This is a genomic window from Larkinella humicola (assembly GCF_008727875.1).
Lineage (GTDB): Bacteria > Bacteroidota > Bacteroidia > Cytophagales > Spirosomataceae > Larkinella > Larkinella humicola.
Genome location: NZ_VTWS01000009.1, coordinates 182,188 through 202,611, shown reverse-complemented (window position 1 = coordinate 202,611; position 20,424 = coordinate 182,188). Strand labels below are relative to the sequence as shown.

Below are 20,424 nucleotides of genomic sequence, written 5' to 3'. Positions count from 1 at the left end.
TCGAAAATAGGCTGTCTAACAGCCTATTTTTCATTCACGTCGGAAGCGCGTACAGCCGATTTACGGTAATTCAACCGGTATTCGACGGGCTGGTAATTTTTGAATTTCTTGAACTGGCGGTAGAAGAACGTCAGGCTCTCATACCCGGAAGCGTAGCACACCTCGGCAATCTGCAGATCGGTTTCGATGAGCAGGCGGCAGGCCACGTTGATTTTGTATTCGTTCAGAAATTCAAAAAAAGAGCGTTTCATGATCTTGCTGAAAAACCTCGAAAAATACTCCCCGCTCATGTTGACCTTTTCGCCCACATCCGCCAGCGTTATCTTATGCTGATAATGGGTTTTGATGTAGTGGTAAACGATGTTAATCCGCTCGTGATCAATGTAGTTCAGGTCGTGGTCGAAGCCCTGTTCGCACAGAAACGAACGCTGGCTGGTGGTGGCAAGCCGATACAGAATCTGGACGAAATGCATCAGCTTTTCAAAAGGGGGGAGCGAGGCCAGTTCGATGAAGCTGGATCGTAATTCCACCGCCAGAGCCGTGTTGAACTTCACGCCTTTTGGCGATAGTTTGAGCAAATGGTGGATGGCTTCGAACTCCTTCGTTTGCAGAAATCCCTTTTCCAGAAACTCCTGTTTCCAGTAAATAACCACCGCGCTGGCCGATTGCCCCAGATCGTCGTTGTTAACCCAGGCATGTGGCAAATTGGGGCCGAGCAAAACCAGGTCATCTTCGAAGAAATTCTCCACGCTGTTGCCGACGTAGCGCACCCCCGGACTCGACAGGATGTACGTGAGTTCGTATTCCGGGTGGTAATGCCATGGATACTCAAATCCTTTGTTTTCCTGTTTGTCCACGCTGATGGAGTGAAACTCCAGCGCGGGAATTGGTTTGTACAGTGCTTTCATCTCACTTGCTTCCGTTTATACCTCCCTTTTATTTTTTCGGCCCCCGTCTCATTCTGAATGGATGGACTGCACTACCGATTGAAGCCCGTTTGGGATTGAATTCGGATGGCACGACAAGATAGTGTAAGGATTGAACAATATCGTTGACAAAAACGGGTATTTCATTCCTGTATATTTGTTCAGGTTATTTTTTATACAGGATAAAAAGAATGGTATAGTGGCAATTGGTCGTCATTGTATAGAATATAATTCTAAGAAATGGCAGATACTTAAAATATTGGTTGGTCTGTCGGGGTCTTCCAACGGCCTTTGGTTTTGCCGCTGTTGTACACTTTATGGATAAAAGTCGGGTACAGCATAAATACCCGGTTTTCATGGACACTAACGCGTTTACTCAGACTAAATAAATTCAAAATGAGCGCATTTTCGTATCACTATGTGGGTGCCAATGAGGATTCGTTGGTTTGGGAAAAATTCAGGAGGGGTGATCAGATCGCCCTCGGCCGGATTTATCGGAAGCAGTATAACGCCCTGGTTAGGTACGGTTTATCGCTGGTGCAGGATGAAGAACTGGTGGAAGATTGCATTCAGAATCTGTTTGAAAAGTTATGGCTTTGCCGCGACCGGCTGGGCAGCATTCTCGTCATTAAGCCTTACCTCTTCAAAGCCCTTCGCCATCACATCATCGACCAGTTGACCCTGCAAAAACAGAAGTCACAGTTTCTGGCTACGTACTTCGAAAAGTATACGGTTACGGTATCCTGCGAAGAAACCCTGATTGCCGAGCAAAGCCGGGAGGAACAGCGGAAAAAACTGCTCCATTCCCTCGGATTGCTGTCGAAACGGCAACGGGAAGCGGTGTATCTGAAGACGTTTGAAGAACTGGAGTACGACAAAATATCGGAAGTGATGCTGCTCAACCAGCAATCGATCCGCAACCTGATTCATCAGGCCGTCAAAACCCTCAAAAATAACCGCAGTCAACTCGCGTGCTGACGTCTGCCCGTCGCTCAAAACTCCTTGTCCCCAAATTCGCTGGCCGGCAGCCGGGCCTTTCTGGAAGTCTGATTAAAGGTGTAACTGAGGTTCAGCAGGAAAATGTCGGTTTCCTGGATGTAGTTGGTCGTGGTGTAAAAATTCCGGCCAAAGGTCGTGATGCGTTGCTGGTTGGTGCCCAACAACCCCAGGTCGATGTTCTGCCATTGCAGGGTGGCCGTCATCCGGCCCTTCAAAAAGGTCTTTTTGGCCGACGCCCCCGGAATGATAAACCGGGAATCTTCACCTTGGGCCGTGATTCGTTTCGAGAGGTAATTAAGGGTGGCCTGGACCTGAAACGTGGGCGAAAACCGGACCGTCGTATTGGCGTTGATGGAATAGACCACACTCGACGTATTCACGATCACGGCGTTGTTGAACAGCCCCCCCTTGATCTGGTAGCGGTACACATTTCCGCCCGCATACACCTGCCAGGCCTTCGTCAGATTCAGGGTCGTTCCGGCTTCCAGTCCCCAGGACGTGGCCAGCCCGGCATTCGTATAAATCCGGTTCAGAATCGTGTCGTTGTAAACGCTGTTGACGCGGTTGACCACATTTTTAATCCGCTGGTTGTAGAGCGTTACGAAGAGGTTTCCCTTATCAAAATCCTTGATCAGTCCGATTTCCGACAGGTCGATGAACTCCGGCAGAATGTTGGGATCGCCGGATTCGAGGGTTTCGGAGTGTTCGCGCTCCGGGAACGGATTCAGCTCGTTGTTGGTCGAGCGTTGCACCCGTTTGCTGTATCCGGCTTTGGCCCGCAGGGTTTTGCTGATGGCGTACTGGACATTCAGGGACGGGAAAAGGTTGGATAAATTCAGGTTACGGGTTTCCTGATTCCCCGCCGTAAACGCCCGCGTGGCGTATTCATACCGCAGTCCGCCGATGTATTCCAGCTTACTGGTTTTGGCCGAATACTGCCCATACACCGAATGAATCTCGTTGAGAACTTTCGTCGTGCTGCTGAACTGGGGAACGGCAACAAACGCACCGGTTTCCAGATTCTGGTCGAGGTACTGAAAATTGCCTTTCTGAACCTGGTTGCGGTATTGGTAACCGGTTTCGAGTTTGCCCTTGCCCACCGTGACGGCGTAATCGGCCTTTAAGCGGTAGGCATTCAGCGGGTTTTGGCCGGGGTTGCGGGTGTTTTGCAAAACCGTCTGGCGGTCGGGCATCCGCAGGTTTGCATTGGTCGTCAACCCGTCCAGATCCGCCTTTTCGAAGAGACCGGAAACCGTCAGGATGGATTTGTTGGGAAAGGTATGGACGTAATCCAGGTTGCCGAGCGTAATGGCGCTGGTCTTGCGGGCGATGTTCGAATTGAAATACGAGATCCGGCCGATGACATCCCCCGTAACCAGGTCGGTTTTGGTGTTGTCGTAAACGATGTCGGCCCGGCGCGACTGGGAGCGAAAACCGGTGTAGAACCCCGCCGAAAACGCGTTGTTTTCGTTGGGCGTATAGGTCGCCGAAACCCGGCCTGTGTAGTTATACCGGATAAAACTCCGTTCGCCCACCGAGGGGAAGGCCGTGTAGCGGTTGCTGATGGTGGTATTGACGTCGCCCACCCGCCGACCGGCGATGTCGTTGCGGAAATAATTCCCGCTGACGGTTACATCCCACTTGGCCGACTTCATACTGAACGTGGCATCGGCGCCAAACCGGACGGGCTTGTTCAGGTTGTCGTAGGTATACAGGGAGGGCAGACCGCCCTGGATATTGGCCGCAAAAGACCGCTGGCCAACCTGTGCGGTTTTGGTCGTAATGTTGATGATGCCGCCCTTTCCGTCCGGGTCGAACCGGGCCGAGGGGGAAGTGATCACTTCGACGTTTTCAATCGAATTGGCGGGAATCTGGTTTAAAATCAGGGCCGGATCGGTCTGAACCGGTTTTCCGTTGACCAGCACCAGAAAGCCCGACGACCCCCGGAGCGTAATGCCGCCTTCGCTGTCGACCGTGACGGAAGGCGTGTTTTTCAGGACGTCGATGGCCGTTCCACCCTGGCTGCCGATGAATTTATCCGCCCGGTAGACCTGCCGGTCAATTTTGTTTTCGACGGTTTGCCGTTCGCCCTGGACGTTCACCTGCTGAAGCGTCTGCGTATCTGCCTGTAATGCGATGGTTTGGGGGGCAGTTGACTGGCCCGAAACCGGAATGCTGAACCGTTTTTTGCGGTAGCCGATGTACTGGACTTCCACGTAATACGGCGCAGCGGGCACGTTGTCGAATCTGAAATTTCCCGCGTCATCCGTCAGGGTGCCGTTGACCAGCGTCGAATCCTGGCTTTTGTAGAGCGCCACCGAGCCAAAAGGCAAGGGGCGACTGGTTTCCTGATCGACCATTTTACCGGTAATCGATCCGGGATTTTGGGCATGAACGAACGGGATCGCCAGAAGCGTGGCCAGCAGGGTTACAAAAAATTTCATCGGAAGTTATACCTTCGCCTGTTGAGTTAGTCAGGGGCAAAGGTATCTCCCGGTATGTCAGGCGGTTTTGTAGATTACAGCCATAAACTGGTACATTCAGGAAATTCCTTTCCGATAGATACTTGGCAAAACGCCCGTCTGGCGTTTAAAGAACTTGTTGAAGTGGGAGGGGTCCGTAAAGCCCAGTTCATACGCCACTTCTTTCAGAGTCTGGAAGGAATACAGAAGCAGTTTTTTCGATTCGGTCGTCAGCCGTTCGTCGATGATTTCGCCCGCCGTTCGGTTCACCATTTTCCGGCAGGTGTTGTTGAGCGTTTTGGACGTAACATTCAACTGTCGCGCGTACTCGCCCACCTCGCGGTTGGTTCTGAATTGCGCATCGACCAGCGCGAAGAACTCTTTTAGGAGGGTTGGAAGTGCCTGGCTTTCATCCGATTTGATTTCCCGTTTCAGCAGGTTGAGCAGCAACTGGAGATAGGTCTGAATGATGGCCTGGTAGTTACTGTTCTGCTGTTCATATTCGACCTCGATGTTCCGGAACAGCTCAACGATGGTCGGATGGATATGGCTCAGGTCAAAACCGCTCGGAAAAGCCAGCGGAAACGTTTGAAACAGCGCTTCGTAAAAAGGATGATCCAGCAAAAAGTCTTTCTGCACCATCACCACGTATCCTTTCGGAATCTCGGTCAGTTCCCAGCTATGGATCTGGCCCGGCATCACCAGATACAGGCTATGCGGTTTTACGGTAAACCGGTTGAAATCAATCTGATGCGTACCGGCACCGGCGTCGAGGTAAATGATTTCGAGGTAGTCTTTGTGACCATGCGGATTCGTGGTTTTAATCACCTCCTTCATCCGTTTGATTCGGAACAGTTCGCGCTGGTTCAGCTTGTTTTTGATGGTAATCTGCATGGGTTAAGGGTCGTATAACGAAGCGGTTTCTTCGTCGGCTAGTGTCGTAACGCGTAAATCGGCTGTCGGTTTTATTCTATTTTCAGAATTGCCACCCGTCTACCTTGGCGGCACAACAAACGCTAAAAGTACAATGAAATTTGCAACCTTGATTTTAGTACTCGCGGGAACATCCACGTCGTTAATGGCCGGGGTTTTCTACGCGTTTTCCTGCGCCGTCAACCTGGGGTTGGGGCGTTTGGCCGATGTAGCCTACCTCACCGGTTTTCAATCCATCAACCGCGCTATCCAGAACCCGGTTTTTTTCATTAGCTTTTTCGGAGCGCCCTTGTTTCTGTTGCTTAGTGCGTGGCAACAGTACAGTCCGTCTGCTTCCCTGCGGTTCTGGTTGTTGCTGGCGGCTGCGGTGGTGTATCTCGCGGGCGCATTGGGCGTCACGGTTTTTGGCAACATTCCGCTAAATACGCAACTCGAATCGGTCGACTTACTCTCCGCTTCACCGGACGAACTGGCCCGGATCCGGGTGCGGTTTGAAGGTCCGTGGAACCGGCTGAATACTGTTCGCACGCTGGCATCGACGCTGGCAGTTGTGCTGTTGTTTCTGGCCTGTCTCAGCCGCGAGGAACTGTAGAAGGTCTCAAGTAGCGGTTTTCTCTGGAAAACCTGCCGGAAGAATGATAAAATTAGTCTGTATTGTACTAATTTGCTGCTTTCCTATTCCTACAATCCTGATGACCACTTCCCGCAGAAAATTTCTTCAGAAATCGTCCCAAATCGCCACCGGCGTTGGCCTGACAACGGCCTTGACCGAACTCGTTGCCGCGCCCGTAAAAACCGCCCCGGCCGATGAAGTGGTGGTGGCCCTGATCGGTTGCAACAGCATGGGCTGGTCCGACCTCAACTCGATGCTCAAACAGCCGGGGGTGCGGTGTGCCGCCTTGTGCGATATCGACAGCAACGTGCTGAACAAACGCGCGGCTGAACTGGAAAAATCGTCGGGTAAAAAACCGGTTCTGTACAGCGACTTTCGGAAACTGTTGGAAAACAAGGACATCGACGCCGTGATCATCGGCACGCCCGACCACTGGCATTGCCTGCAAACCGTCTACGCCTGTCAGGCTGGCAAGGATGTGTATGTGGAAAAACCGCTCGCCAATTCCATTGAAGAATGCAACCTGATGGTGGATGCGGCCCGAAAACACAACCGCATTGTGCAGGTGGGACAGTGGCAGCGCAGCGGTCTGCACTGGAATGCGGCTCTGGACTTCGTGCGTTCGGGAAAAATCGGCCGGATTCGTTCGGTGAAAACCTGGGCCTATATGCCGTATGGGAAGACCTTTCCGGTCAAGCCCGACAGCCCCGTTCCGGCGGGTGTCGATTACGACTTCTGGCTGGGACCGGCCCCGAAACGCCCGTTCAATCCGAACCGGTTTCACGGCAGTTTTCGCTATTTCTGGGACTATGCGGGGGGGCTGATGACCGATTGGGGCGCCCATATGATCGACATCGGGCTGGCGGGCATGAACGTCAGTTCGCCCAAAACCGTCGTGGCGCTGGGTGGTAAATACGGTTTTCCGGATCATGCCGGCGAAACGCCCGATACGCTGCAGGTGGTGTATGATTACGGCAATTTTACGCTGCTCTGGGAGCAGTCACTCGGCACGGGGCGCGGCCCGTTCGACCGCGAACACGGCGTGGCTTTCGTCGGCAACCTGGGAACGGTCGTAATCGATCGTTCCAAATGGGAGCTTTTTCCGGAAACCGATGCGGGGAATTACCTCGTTCCGGCCATGCCGCCGAAATTCGGGAATGGCAAGGATCTGGACAGCCATACACAGAACTTTGTGACCTGCGTCCGGAACCGGCAGAAGCCCAATTGTCCGGTGGAAGTGGGCCGGGATGTGGCCCTCCACGCGCATTTGGGCAATATTGCCTACCGAACCGGTGAGAAACTGGTGTGGGATGCCGAAAAAAGACAGATTGTTGGCAATGAGAAAGCCAACCTGCTGGCTCAGGCCCATTACCACGGCAACTGGATTGTGCCCCGCTCGTAGCAAACGGCTTTCAATCATTTTGCCCTTCAAAATAGTGACTTTCGCGAACAAAAAACTTCTAAAGTAGTATTACGACTTTCGCTTGTTGCTCCTTAATCCCCTAAAGGGGACTTTTGCATCCGGTATAAGCTGTGTTCACGCCCCCTTTAGGGGATTGAGGGGCAAGATGTGAGGGCAACAAAGGTATCAGACGTAAGGAATAATGTTTGTACAATAAAAAAATGAACACGCCGAAAGACCGCCTATGAAAACGACTACGCGCCTGATGAAGGTTCTGCGAAATGCTTCCTTGATGCTGGGATTGGGACTGTTGGGAGCCCGTGTGACGGTGGCGCAATGCACCCAGAAAAATGCGAAGGATCAGACTGTTGACTTTCGCTTGACATACGATAAAGCCACCCAGCGCTTCACGGCCTGGTATGTGCCCTCCATATCGAGTACGCACCGGCTGGTAACCGCCCAGTTTAGCATCATTACTCCCAACGGATTTACGGCTCCGGAAGCCGGTTCGGGGCGGGATTCTCCGCTCGAACTCACGAGCATAAACGGATCGTGGCAGGACTTCGTGTTTGACAACGAACTGTTTACGTCAAAGTCCCTTTCTCCCCTGGCGTCGATGGAGAGCGTGGCGGTTCATCAGGTAGGAATGGCTCCGCAGGCCACGGATGTTGGGGCCGTTACGGCGGGCGTGCCCGTACCGCTTTTTTCCTTTGTTTCAACCGAACAGGAAGGTGTTGTTCGGATTGCCGAAACCGGAGAGAAAATACAGAAGGATATTCTGAGCCGATTCGGCAGCAACATCAGCAATGAAATGGCCATTCAGTCGCCGATCAAAGCCTTTGTCCGGGCCGAAGAGCGGTATTGCAAAAACGATGTGCAGAACAAAATTGAATTTAAAAAACCGGTTCTGATTGATCCCAGCGCGGCCACAACCGTCAAACCGACGGCGGGTGTTCAAACCGTGGGGGTGGCCGGAACGGATGAGTTACTGGGCAACGAGCAACTGATGGTGACGCCGAATCCGGCCACGGTCGAACTAACGGTGTTGTACCAACTGCTGTCGGCCGGCAATGCCGGGATCGATCTGGTGGACGGGCAGGGCCGGATCATTCAGACGCTGGTGGCCCGCAAACACCACGCGATTGGCAAATACCACCTGAAAGTGACCTTGCAGGATGTGGCCGCCGGGTTGTATTTCTGTTCTTTGAAAGGTGAAAATGTTCAGAAAGCCGTGAAAGTGATCATTGCAAAGTAGTAAAAATGTCCCTGAAAGTAAAAAGCCGGAAACTGCCTCGTTTCCGGCTTTTTTGTTTGGGCAATCGTATTCTGGGTCTTCGACCGTTTCCGGCATTTTCTGGTCATTCCGTCTTTGCAACCGCTGACAGGGTCTTCGACCGTAGCGACGGTCCGACGCTGTCAGGGTTTCATCGTGTCCGTTTCAGGACGTAAACTGTCCGCATTTGGACACTCACCCGGTGGGAATATGCTGAAATAGAGCTACAAGAGCGCATTGGCTGGTTTGGCAAAAGATTTGTACGATAAAATAGAGACTAATACCGGAATCCGATGCGTCGTACTTATCTAGGAGAGTTTGAAGAGATCGTTTTGTTGATGGTGGCCATTCTCGACGGGGATGCCTACGGGGTGACCGTCAGCCAGGAGATTGAGCAGCATACAGGCCGCCAGGTGACGTTCGGAACCGTTCACAACACGCTCATCCGTCTGGAAGAAAAAGGCTTTGTGACGTCCCTGCTCGGCGGGTCCACGGCCGAACGCGGTGGCCGGCGCAAACGGCTGTTCAAAGTCACGGCACTGGGCAGCCGGGCGTTGCAGGATATTCAGCAACTCAGGAATGAACTCTGGCAACTGCTTCCTCCCAACACCCTGAAACTCGGCGGCTCATGAAGAAGACTCCTCCACCCATCCACTCCCATCCGCCCCGCTGGGCGCAGCGGCTTCTGGTCTGGCTGCATCCGTCGGAAACGCTCGAGGAAGTCGAGGGCGATCTGGATGAGTTATATACCTACTGGCATCAGCGGGCGGGTAAAACACAGGCCACGTTGCGCTATGTGCTCAATGTGGTGTCGGTTTTGCCGCCGTTTGTGCGTCGTCGGCAACGGAAAGAAATGGATCAAACCCCTTCAAGCCTTCACCCAGCCATGCTTCAAAGCTACTTCAAAATTGCGCTCAGACATCTGATCAAAAACCGGGTGTATTCGTTCATCAACATCGGCGGTTTAGCCCTCGGCATCGCCTGCTGCCTGCTGATTTTCCTGTATGTTTACGATGAACTGAGCTACGATCGGTTCAACGCCAATTACGACCATATTTACCGATTGGTGGAAAAGCAGCAGCAGCCGGGCGGCATTTTTGACGTTGCGGCCACCCCCGGTCCGTTGGCGGCCACCCTCACGAACGATTTTCCGGATGTGCAGCAGGTCACCCGCGTCGGGCGGTGGTCGGGTTTGCTGAGCCAGGGCCGTCAGTCGGTAGAATCGAATCAGATGCTGGTGGTTGACCCCGGCTTTTTCAGAATGTTCAGTTACCGTCTTCTTGTGGGAAATCCCCTGACGGTTTTCCGGGCGCCCGATGAAGTAATTTTCAGCGAGGCTACGGCCGAACGGTTTTTTGGAGCCAACTGGCGGCAACAGAACGTGCTGGGGCAGTCGGTCAAGCTGAACAACGAGCAAACACTCATGCTGGTGGGCGTGGCGGAAAATCCGCCGGTTCAGTCGCACATTGAATTTGAGGTTCTGCTGCCATTCAAGTGGCTTGAACGGAACGACGAGTGGAGCATGAAATGGAACAGCAACAGCTATCATACCTACGTTCAGCTCAAACCCGATCCGTCGGGTGTCCCCGCCGACCCAACCGCGTTTGCGGATAAAGTCCGGCACCAGCTCAAGCGGTATGATGCGGGCAACGAAACGCCCCTGTTGCTGCAACCGCTGTCGGAAATCTATTTATACTCGAAATTTGCGTTCGAAACCGATCACGGCCGGCGCAGTGATATTGCCTACATCCGCATTTTCGTCACGGTGGGGCTGATGGTGTTGCTCATTGCGGTGATCAATTTTATCAACCTAGCCACGGCGCGGGCGTCGCAGCGGGCCAGAGAAGTGGGCGTTCGGAAAAGCGTTGGGGCGCAGCGAAGAAGTCTGGTGACGCAGTTTCTGGGCGAAGCACTGCTGATGACCGTTCTGGCCGTGGCGGTATCGCTGGCGCTGGCCCAACTGCTGTTGCCGCTGTTCAACGATCTGGCGAACAAAAATCTGGAGATTCCTTATCAACGGCCGGTTTTCTGGTTCACACTGGCCGGATTCACCGCGTTTGTCAGTTTGCTGACGGGTCTCTACCCGGCTTTTTTTCTCTCCTCTTTCCGGCCCATCCGGGTGCTCAAAGTCGGTGTTGCGGGCCATTTTTCGAACGTCAAAGCCGGGCGGGGGTTTCGGCAAACGCTGGTGATCGGGCAATTTGTGTTGTCCATTGCACTGGCGATCAGTACCATTGTGATCTATCGGCAGTTGTCCTACATGCAGAATACCAAATTAGGGTTCGATCAATCGCAGTTGCTGTACGTGCGGCTCAAAGGCGATTTGCGCGGGAAGTCGCAGCCGCTCAAAAGGGAAGTGGAACAGTTGCCGGGGGTTGAACAGGTATCGACTGCAACGAGCAATCTGGTCAATATGAACAACAGCTCGACGATTGAATGGGAAGGGCAGGCTCCGAAAGATGAGTTTCTGATTACCAACATGAACGTGGATGCCGATTTTGTGAAAACCGTCGGCATGTCGCTGGTTGCGGGCCGGAATTTCTCGACCCGAATCACCAGCGACACCTTGTCTACCCTGGGAGCTTACCTCATCAACGAAACAGCCGCCAAACGCATGGGGTGGACCCCCGTGAGCGCCGTGGGAAAACGGGTCAAATTCTGGGGGACGGACGGCAAAATCGTTGGCGTGGTGAAAGATTTCCATTTCCGGCCTTTGCACGTCGGGATCGAACCGTTCATTTTCCGGTTCCGGCCCAAAGAGTTCTATTTTACACTGTTGGTCAAAACCAAACCCGGTCTGGTGGCGCGCACGTTGAGTGACATCACGCAGGTGTATAAGAAGATTGACCCCGACCATCCGATCAGCTACGGTTTCGTGGATCAGGATCTGGATGCGCAATACCGCTCCGAACAACGGATCGGGCGCATTATTCTCTGCTTTGCCATTCTAACGATTCTGGTGTCGTGTCTCGGTTTGTTTGGTCTGACCGCGTTTACGGCGGAGCAACGCACCAAGGAAATCGGGGTTCGGAAAGTGCTGGGAGCTTCCGTCGCCAGCATCGTGGCGCTGCTTTCCAAAGATTTTCTGAAACTGGTGGTGATTGCGCTGGTGATTGCCAGCCCGCTGGCCTGGTACGCCATGAAGTACTGGCTGGAAAACTTCGTCTACCGAATCGAAATGCAATGGTGGATCTTCGCGTTGGCTGCCGTCCTGGCCGTCGGCGTTGCGTTGCTGACGGTCAGTTACCAAAGCATCAAAGCCGCGCTGATGAATCCGGTGAAGAGCCTGCGAAGCGAGTGAAAAAGAAAGGAATGATAAAGACCAAATGATAAATGCCAAATGTAAAAGTCAAACGCGTGCAGGGCTACTTTATCATTCATCATTTTGTATTTATCATTTGACATTACAAAATTTCAGATGCATCCCTCAAATCACCCACATCCGCCCCGCTGGGCGCAGCGGCTTTTGGCCTGGTTTCATCCATCGGAAACGCTGGAGGAAGTCGAGGGTGATCTGGATGAATTGTATGCCTACTGGCATCGGCGGGCGGGCAAAACGCAGGCCACGTTGCGCTATGTCTTGAATGTCGTTTCGGTTTTGCCGCCGTTGGTGCGCCGACGGTCTTTTAAAAACGAGTATTCCCAACCCTCATCGCTTCGCCCGGATATGATCCGTAATTATCTCAAAATCGCTTTTCGCAACCTGCTGAAAAACAAGGTTTTTTCGTTGGTCAATCTGACCGGGTTGGTGGTCGGCATTACGGCTTGTCTGATGATTTTGCAGTATGTCAGTTTTGAGCTGAGTTTCGACCAGTTTCATACCGACATCGACCGGATCTACCGCGTCACAAACGACCGTTTCCAGCAGGGAAAACTCGTTCAACACGGTACCATTACCTATCCAACCATCGGCAAAACCATGGCGAAGGATTACCAGGAGGTGGATTCCTACACGACGATGGTCAACGGCGGAACAGTCAAGCTTCGGAGGGAGAAGTCGATTTCTCAGGACGAACAACTCTTTTATGTGGATGATCATTTCCTGACCTTTTTCACCTTCCCCCTGCTGGCTGGCGACGCCAAAACCGCCCTGAAAGCGCCAAACAGTATGGTGCTGACCGAAAGCAATGCGAAGCGGATTTTCGGCGTGGAACCAAAGGATTACGCCCGACTGATCGGCCAATCCCTGTATGTCGATCTGGACACTGAACCGTTCCGCATCACGGGCATCCTGAAAGACATTCCGGCCACGTCGCACCTGCAATTCAAGACGCTGATTTCGTACGAAACCCTGGTCAGAACCTGGGGCGATTGGGTGAAAACCAGTTGGGACGGATCGGACATGTGGCATTATCTGAAGCTAAAACCGGGCAGCGACGCGGCAGCTTTAGAACAAAAATTCCCGGCGTTCAGTGATCGGTATTTCCAGGGCGACAAGGTGTCGGGAAGTGTGGAGAAATTCTACCTGCAACCCCTGCGGAAAGCGCATCTTTACTCCGATTACGAGTACGAAATTGGCATTGTCAACAACGGAAAGGCGGTTTGGACGATGCTGATTATTGCGGCTTTTATCCTGCTCATTGCCTGGATCAATTACATCAATCTGGCCACGGCGCGGTCGCTGGAGCGGGCCAAAGAAGTGGGCGTGCGAAAAGTGGCCGGGGCCACGTCGGGGCAACTGATCGGGCAGTTTTTGTCAGAATCCGTTTTGCTGAATCTGTTTGCGCTGGTTCTTGCCATCATACTAACGGTTTCGCTGCAACCGGTTTTGAATGAGATGGTTGACAAACCGTTGTCACTGTCGTTGCTGACCGGTCAGGGCTACGGCGGAAGTGCCATGGCATTGGCGTTGGTGGGCGTGTTTGCGCTCGGGCTGTTCTTATCCGGTTTTTACCCGGCTTTTGCCTTGTCGGCTTTTCAGGCCATTCAGGTGCTGAAAGGCAGTTTCAAGCGGTCGGCCAAAGGAATCTGGGTTCGGAAATCCCTGGTGGTTTTTCAATACACGGCTTCGGTTGTCCTGATTATCGGGACGTTTATCGTGTTCCGGCAGCTCGAATTTATGCGCAAAGAAAACCTCGGTTTTAACATGGATCAGGTGTTGGTCGTTCCCGGTCCCGCGCTGACTCTTTGGGATTCGACGGCCATCGACCGGATTACCAGCTTCAAAGCCGAAGTGAAACGGTATCCGGCCATTCAGGCGGCTGCGTCATCCATTAACCTGTTTGGTAATCGGTTGTCACGAACGTTTAATGTAAAGCGGGTTGGGTCTAATCAGGAAAAGGGCGTAACCATTAGTCGAATGGTGATTGATTTAGACTTTTTCGATACCTACCAGATCAAGCTTTTAGCGGGCCGGAACTTCATTACGACCGACTCCGACCCGGACGGCCGAAAAGTAAAAAATGCAATACTCAATCTCTCCGCGGTCAGGTTGCTGGGTCTGCCTGATGCGGCTTCGGCCCTTGGGCAGAAAATTGCGTGTTATGGCCGGGACTGGGAAATTGTCGGCGTGGTCAGCGATTTCCACCAGCAGTCGTTGCACTATCCCATCGAGCCCATTGTTTTCCAGCCTTTCTACGCCAATGGTGGGTTTTACTCTTTCAAAATCGCGTCGACCGATCCGGAAAAGACGATTGACCAGATCGAGCAGAAATACCGGGAGTTTTTCCCCGGTAATACTTTCTCGTATTCCTTCATGGATGAGCAGTTTAACCGCCAATACCGGCATGATCAGGTGTTTGGTAAAATCACCACGTTCTTTTCATTTCTGGCGGTATTGATTGCGTCGCTGGGGCTGTTCGGGCTGTCGTCGTATACGATTTCGCAACGCGCCAAAGAAATCGGGGTTCGGAAAGTGCTGGGCGCATCCGTGGGCAGCATTGTCGCCCTGTTGTCGAAAGATTTCCTGAAACTCGTGGGGATCGCCATCGTTATTGCTGCACCCATTGCCTGGTATGCGGTTTCAACCTGGCTGGATGACTTTGCCTATAAAATCGATCTGTCCTGGTGGATTTTCGTCGTGGCCGGTGTGCTGGCTGTCGGCATTGCCCTGCTGACGGTGAGCTTTCAAAGCATCAAAGCCGCGTTGATGAATCCGGTGAAGACGCTGCGAAGCGAGTGAAAAAGAAAGGAATGATAAAGACCAAATGATAAATGCCAAATGTAAAAGTCGAACGTATACAAGGCCATTTTATCATTCATCATTTTGTATTTATCATTTGACATTAAAAAATTTCAGATGACCTCCACAAATCCCCCACCTCCTCCCCGCTGGGCGCAGCGGCTTCTGGCTTGGCTTCATCCGGCGGAAACGCTGGAGGAAGTCGAGGGCGATCTGGACGAATTGTATACGTATTGGTATAACCGAGCGGGGGAAACTCAGGCGGTTTTACGGTATTTGCTCAATGTGCTGTCAGTTTTGCCGCCGTTTGTGCGCCGACGACATCGTAAACATCACTACAGTAACCCTTCAAACCTGCGTATTTCTATGATTCGGAATTATCTAAAAATCACCTTTCGCAACCTGAAACGACAAAAAGTTTCCACCGGCATCAACATAGTTGGGTTAGCCATCGGATTGGCTACCTGCATACTAATTATGCTATACGTGCAGGATGAATTATCCTACGACCGGTACAATGAGAAAGCAGATCGGATTTTCCGGGTCAGACTCAACTTGCGGTTGAACGGTAAGGACCTTGGTGGAGACGGTTTAGGCCAGAATGCCGCCCGAAATTTGAAACAGGAATTCCCCGAAGTAGTAAACGCAACGCGTATCCGCGGGGGAAGTGAGTTTGTCAGCTATGGAACCACCTCATTCCGACAAGATAACCTGCTGCTTGCCGACTCCTCTTTTTTCGAAGTATTCACCATTCCGTTCCTGAAAGGGAATCCGAAGCGGGCGTTGACAGAGCCAAACACGGTGGTATTGACCGAAGAAACCGCCAGGAAATACTTCGGTAATCAGGAGCCGATCGGAAAAATCCTGTCATTCGGCAGCGACAAGACGCCTTATCGGGTTACAGGCGTGGTCCGAAATGTACCGACGAACTCTCATTTTCAGTTCGATATGCTGGCGACGCTGGTCGGTCGTGACGAAATCATTGATGGGTCGGGCTGGTTGTATAACATGAGCTATCAAACCTATCTGCTTCTGCCCGAGCGCTACGATTATAAACGGCTGGAGGCCAAACTTCCCCAACTCGCCGAAAAACAGATTGGGAGTGAAATACAGCAATTCCTGAAACTGACCCCGAAACAGTTTCGCGAGCGGGGTGATGATTTCGGCGTTTTACTGCAACCACTCACCGAAATCCATTTGTATTCCAGGACCGAATCGAACAAGGGTGGGAATATCATGTACATATACGTGCTGACAGCCATCGCCGGCTTTATGTTGCTGATTGCCTGTGTAAACTTCATGAATCTGTCGACGGCCACGGCGGTCCGTCGTTCGCGTGAGGTTGGGGTACGTAAGGTGATGGGGTCGGTGAAAGGACAACTGCAGCAACAGTTTCTGCTCGAATCGGTTCTGTTGGCGCTGTTGGCACTGTTGGTTGGTTTGCTGGTTGTTGGTATAGCACTTCCCTCCTTTAATCAACTCACTGGCAAGACCCTGACAATCCATTTATTGACCGAGCCTTACATAGCGGCTGGTTTGGTAGCGGGAACGGTATTGGTGGGACTGCTCGCCGGTAGCTACCCGGCTTTTTACCTGTCTTCCTTTAAGCCGGTTTTGGTCTTGAAAGGGCGGTTTACAGCCGGAAGAGGGCGTTTCAACCTGCGAAGCGGTTTGGTGGTCTTTCAATTTTTCATCACCATTTCAATGATTATTGCTACCGTTACGGCAGATCGACAACTGCGCTACATGCAAAGCCAGAAAGTGGGTTTTAATCGCGAACAGGTACTGGTGATTCATGATTCGAACATGCTTCGAAGCAACGAAGCCGTATTTCGCGATCAGATCATCCGATCTCCGCAAGTCGTCATGGGGAGTATTTCGGGGCAGGTTCCTGTCGGGAAAACCAACCTGGATAACACCACCGTCAGGGCTAAGGAAAATCCGGATCAGGGCGTCATGACCCGGTTCTACTTTGTTGATCCGGAGTACATTCCTACTTTGGGAATGCATATGGTCCAGGGGCGCAATTTTTCAAAACAGTTTCCTACTGATGCTTCAGGGGTTATTCTGAATGAAACCGCTGTTCAGGCATTGGGCTGGCAGAAGAATCCGATTGGAAGGGAGTTGATCGGCTCCACGGACGATAAGGGCGCATATATAATTTACCGGGTAGTTGGCGTGGTAAGCGATTTCCATTTCGAATCCCTGCGGCAGAAAATCGGGCCATTGGCCATGTTTTTGGGTAGAAACTCCGGCAACATTCTGGTCAAAACCCGTACAGATAACCTTCCGCAGCTTCTCACTTCCTTAAAGCAGCAATGGGAGGTATTTTCGCCCGCAGCCCCTTTTTCCTATTCGTTTCTGGACGACCGGTTTGAACAGGTTTATGTCGGTGAGCAAAAAATAGAACAGGTATTAACTCTCTTCTCCAGCCTGACGATCTTCATCGCCTGTTTAGGGCTATTCGGATTGGCAACCTACAACGCCGAACAACGTACGAAAGAGATTGGCGTTCGGAAAGTGCTGGGCGCATCCGTGGGCAGTGTGGTGGCCTTACTCTCCAAAGACTTTCTCAAACTCATTCTGATCGCGCTGGTACTGGCTTCTCCGGTTGCCTGGTGGGGCATGACCCAATGGCTAGAAGAATTTGCCTACAAGGTTACAATCGACTGGTGGATTTTCGTCGTGGCCGGTGTGCTGGCTGTCGGAATTGCCCTGCTGACGGTGAGCTTTCAAAGCATCAAAGCCGCGTTGATGAATCCGGTGAAGACGCTGCGGAATGAATGACCCAATGGACTATCGAATACTGAACAACAAATAGCGAATAACGAAGTTTGACGGCGGTTTTCTGGTTTTTTGGATAAAAATGGCTGATTGTGCGAATTTGGCACAGGATCAACAGCATTTGGTACAGGATTAACAGGCTATCCAGAACGAGAGCCGGAACTTTGGGTATATTTAGAAACCCAACTCCCGCCTTCATGAAAAGATACGCTACTTTATTTTGGAGTATTAGTCTGTATGTCATCAGCTTGGCCGGTTGGTCGCAAACGCCACAACTTCGCTTGCAGACCGTTGCGACGGGACTAACCAAACCGGTCGATGTGGTCAGTGCCGGTACAAATCGGCTGTTTGTCGCCGAAATGGGCGGTAAAATCAAGATCATTGAGCCGACCGGTACGGTTCTTTCAACGCCTTTTCTCCAAATTCCTGCCAATCGACTGATTGATGTCGAATTCAATGGGGTTTACAGCATCGCTTTCCACCCCAATTTTGCTACCAATGGCTATTTCTACGTCTTTTATAATCAGAAAGACGGACAAAGCATTCTCTCCCGGTTTACCCGAAACGGCAGCAATCCGAATATCGCGGATTTGGCGAGTGAGCGGGTGCTCATCACCTTTCCGTTTCCCGATAAAGGCCATCGGGGTGGCAAAATCCTGTTTGGGCCCGATGGCTATCTGTACATCTTTGTCGGCGATGATGGTTACATGGGCCGGGGACAAATGGGCGATGTGCTGGGGAATGCGCAGAATCTTCAGAAATGGTACGGGAAAATCCTGCGCATCGATGTCAACAGCGGTTCACCGTACAGTATTCCGCCGACCAACCCGTATCTGACTCCCGGCGATGGGATTCCGGACGAAATCTGGGCCCGCGGTTTGCGCAATCCCTGGCGGTGTAGTTTCGACCGGGAAACGGGTGACCTCTGGCTGGGTGACAATGGACAGGACGGGTACGAAGAAGTCGACTTTGTGGCGGCCAATGCCAGTAAAATCGTGCCTGCGGCCCAGAATTTCGGGTGGCGTTGCTACGAAGGTGCGCATCCGTACGCAACGGCCGACTGCAATCCGTCGCAAAGTCTGGTAATGCCCCTGCACGAGTACGCGGGTTTTTCCAACAACGGCAACCAGTCGGCTTCGGTGGTGGGGGGCTACGTCTACCGGGGCAATGCCTATCCATCCCTGCGGGGCTGGTATGTATACGGGGACTATGCGCAGGGAAAATTGTGGTTGCTGCGCCGGGAGGCTAATAATACGTACCAGACGATTCTGCAATCGCCAGCGTTGGTGAATCCCATCGGTTTTGGCGAAGGATCGGATGGCGAACTCTACGTTCTGACGTTCAACGAAGGATCGCTGTACCGGATCGCAACGACTGAATCACCGGTGGTAACGAATCGTCCGCCCGTAGCGCCATCCCCGCCTGCGCTGGCCGCAACGGCTGGCCAGGCTTTCACAACTACCCTGCCGGTTTTTGCCGATCCGGATGCCGACCCCTTAACCTATGCGCTGACAAGCTTGCCTGCGGGGCTGACCTTCAACGCCGGTAGCCGCCAGATCAGCGGGACGCCTACCCAGTCAGGCACGTTTCCGCTGGTTTATTCGGCAACCGATGGTCTCCTGAAAACCGACCTGTCGATTTCTCTGACGGTGGCTGCGGGCGGTGCGGTCGTCACCGGCAATTTTGAAGGGTATCTGGATGTGGTCAATTGCAGCACCCTTTCCGGCTGGGTCTGGAACCGGGACAAACCCAACTTGCCCCTTTCCGTCGAGTTTCTGGACGGTGCCACGAGTGCCACGGCGGTTTTGATCGGGTCGACGCTGGCGAATATCTACCGGCAGGATCTGAAAAATGCCAACAAAGGCAATGGCGAACACGGGTATAGTTTTGTCGTACCGGAAAGCCTGAAGGACAATCAGACGCACACGATCTGGGGGCGGGTGCAAGGCTCCACGTATATTTTGAAGTGGTCCCCCAAAACCATCAACTGCGTGGGTACAGGTCTCCCGCCGACCAACGCAGCCCCGGTGGCTCCATCGGTTTCGTCCCTGACGGCTCCGGTCAACGTGGCCTACACTTCGGCCGCCCTGCCTGCTTTCTCGGATGCCGAAAGTGATCCATTGTCGTATTCCCTGACAAGCCTGCCGTCGGGCTTGAGTTTCAATGCCGTTACCCGGGTGATCAGCGGAACGCCCACGCAGCCGGGGACTTTCAACCTGACGTATGCGGCCACGGACGGTAAACAAACGCCGGTTTCGACTACGCTGACCCTGACCGTCAACGGAACGGTTGCTCCTCCGCCGGTTGTGACCGGAAATTTCGAAGGGTATTTGTCGGTGGTGAACTGTCAGGAAATACGGGGCTGGGTCTGGGATCGCAACAAACCGAATACGCCCCTGACTGTCGAGTTCTTTGCGGATGGGAACGCGATCGGAACCGCCGAAGCCAAAAATTACCGGCAGGATTTGAAAGATGCCGGTAAGGGCAATGGCGAACACGGGTACGTCTTTCAAACGCCTTCGGCGGTGCGGGATAACGTCAATCACCAGATCAGTGCGAAGGTGAAGAACAGCACCTACACGCTCAAAGGCTCCCCGATAGCGTTACAATGTGCCTCTTCCGCCCGGTTGTCGGCATCCACCGAAGAGCTTGGGCTGGAGGTGATCATTCGGGGAAATCCCGTCACCGGCGATGAACTGGTGGTGGAAGTTCGGGGAGCCGCCGGTCAGCCGCTGCGTCTGCAACTGAACGATCTGAACGGGCGACTCATCAGCGAGCGACAACTGGAGCAAGCGCAGGAAGTGGAGCGTCACGCGCTGGGCTTGAATCATCACCCGGCGGGTCTGCTTTTGCTCCGGATCAGTACGCCGACCCGGAGCAAAACGGTTAAAGTCGTGAAACTAAACTAACC

General features: G+C 52.7%; 12 protein-coding genes. 9 read left to right on the top strand and 3 right to left on the bottom strand.

What is annotated here, in order from left to right:
• Positions 1-23 precede the first annotated feature (23 nt).
• Positions 24-908: an AraC family transcriptional regulator gene (locus tag F0P93_RS27510; protein WP_150880987.1), complete on the bottom strand. Its 885-nt coding sequence runs from the start codon at positions 906-908 to the stop codon at positions 24-26.
• A gap of 414 nt (positions 909-1,322) precedes the next feature.
• Between F0P93_RS27510 and F0P93_RS27505 the strand changes: the two genes are divergently transcribed.
• Positions 1,323-1,904 (top strand): RNA polymerase sigma factor, encoded by a 582-nt coding sequence (locus F0P93_RS27505; protein WP_150880985.1) that lies wholly within the window; start codon positions 1,323-1,325, stop codon positions 1,902-1,904.
• Between the two features lie 14 nt (positions 1,905-1,918).
• Here F0P93_RS27505 and F0P93_RS27500 read toward each other — a convergent pair whose 3' ends face one another.
• Both F0P93_RS27500 and F0P93_RS27495 read right to left on the bottom strand, forming a co-directional pair.
• The gene (locus F0P93_RS27500; RefSeq protein ID WP_150880983.1) at positions 1,919-4,369 is read right to left on the bottom strand and encodes a TonB-dependent receptor; all 2,451 of its coding nucleotides are present in this window, start codon (positions 4,367-4,369) and stop codon (positions 1,919-1,921) included.
• A gap of 96 nt (positions 4,370-4,465) precedes the next feature.
• A complete protein-coding gene (locus F0P93_RS27495) occupies positions 4,466-5,281 on the bottom strand; it encodes a helix-turn-helix domain-containing protein (protein WP_150880982.1) in 816 nt (271 codons plus the stop codon).
• 133 nt (positions 5,282-5,414) lie between these two features.
• On the opposite strand from F0P93_RS27495, the gene F0P93_RS27490 reads away from it, so the two are divergent.
• From F0P93_RS27490 to F0P93_RS27455, 8 genes are all read left to right on the top strand, one after another.
• Entirely contained in the window at positions 5,415-5,912 is a 498-nt protein-coding gene (locus F0P93_RS27490; RefSeq protein WP_150880980.1) for an anthrone oxygenase family protein, read from the top strand.
• 100 nt (positions 5,913-6,012) lie between these two features.
• Positions 6,013-7,335 carry a Gfo/Idh/MocA family protein gene (locus F0P93_RS27485; protein WP_150880978.1) on the top strand — a complete coding sequence of 441 codons (1,323 nt, stop codon included), beginning with the start codon at positions 6,013-6,015 and terminating at the stop codon, positions 7,333-7,335.
• 244 nt (positions 7,336-7,579) lie between these two features.
• Positions 7,580-8,590 carry a T9SS type A sorting domain-containing protein gene (locus F0P93_RS27480; protein ID WP_150880976.1) on the top strand — a complete coding sequence of 337 codons (1,011 nt, stop codon included), beginning with the start codon at positions 7,580-7,582 and terminating at the stop codon, positions 8,588-8,590.
• 311 nt (positions 8,591-8,901) lie between these two features.
• Positions 8,902-9,240: a PadR family transcriptional regulator gene (locus F0P93_RS27475; RefSeq protein ID WP_114408301.1), complete on the top strand. Its 339-nt coding sequence runs from the start codon at positions 8,902-8,904 to the stop codon at positions 9,238-9,240.
• Entirely contained in the window at positions 9,237-11,909 is a 2,673-nt protein-coding gene (locus F0P93_RS27470) for an ABC transporter permease (protein ID WP_225309670.1), read from the top strand. Before F0P93_RS27475 ends, F0P93_RS27470 begins: the two co-directional genes overlap by 4 nt.
• A gap of 117 nt (positions 11,910-12,026) precedes the next feature.
• Positions 12,027-14,729 (top strand): ABC transporter permease, encoded by a 2,703-nt coding sequence (locus F0P93_RS27465; protein WP_225309669.1) that lies wholly within the window; start codon positions 12,027-12,029, stop codon positions 14,727-14,729.
• A gap of 117 nt (positions 14,730-14,846) precedes the next feature.
• Complete coding sequence (locus F0P93_RS27460) at positions 14,847-17,516, top strand: ABC transporter permease (RefSeq protein ID WP_225309668.1); 2,670 nt, start codon at positions 14,847-14,849, stop codon at positions 17,514-17,516.
• Between the two features lie 194 nt (positions 17,517-17,710).
• On the top strand, positions 17,711-20,422 hold the full coding sequence (locus F0P93_RS27455; protein ID WP_150880974.1) for a PQQ-dependent sugar dehydrogenase: 2,712 nt from the start codon (positions 17,711-17,713) through the stop codon (positions 20,420-20,422).
• The last annotated feature ends 2 nt before the right edge of the window (positions 20,423-20,424 follow it).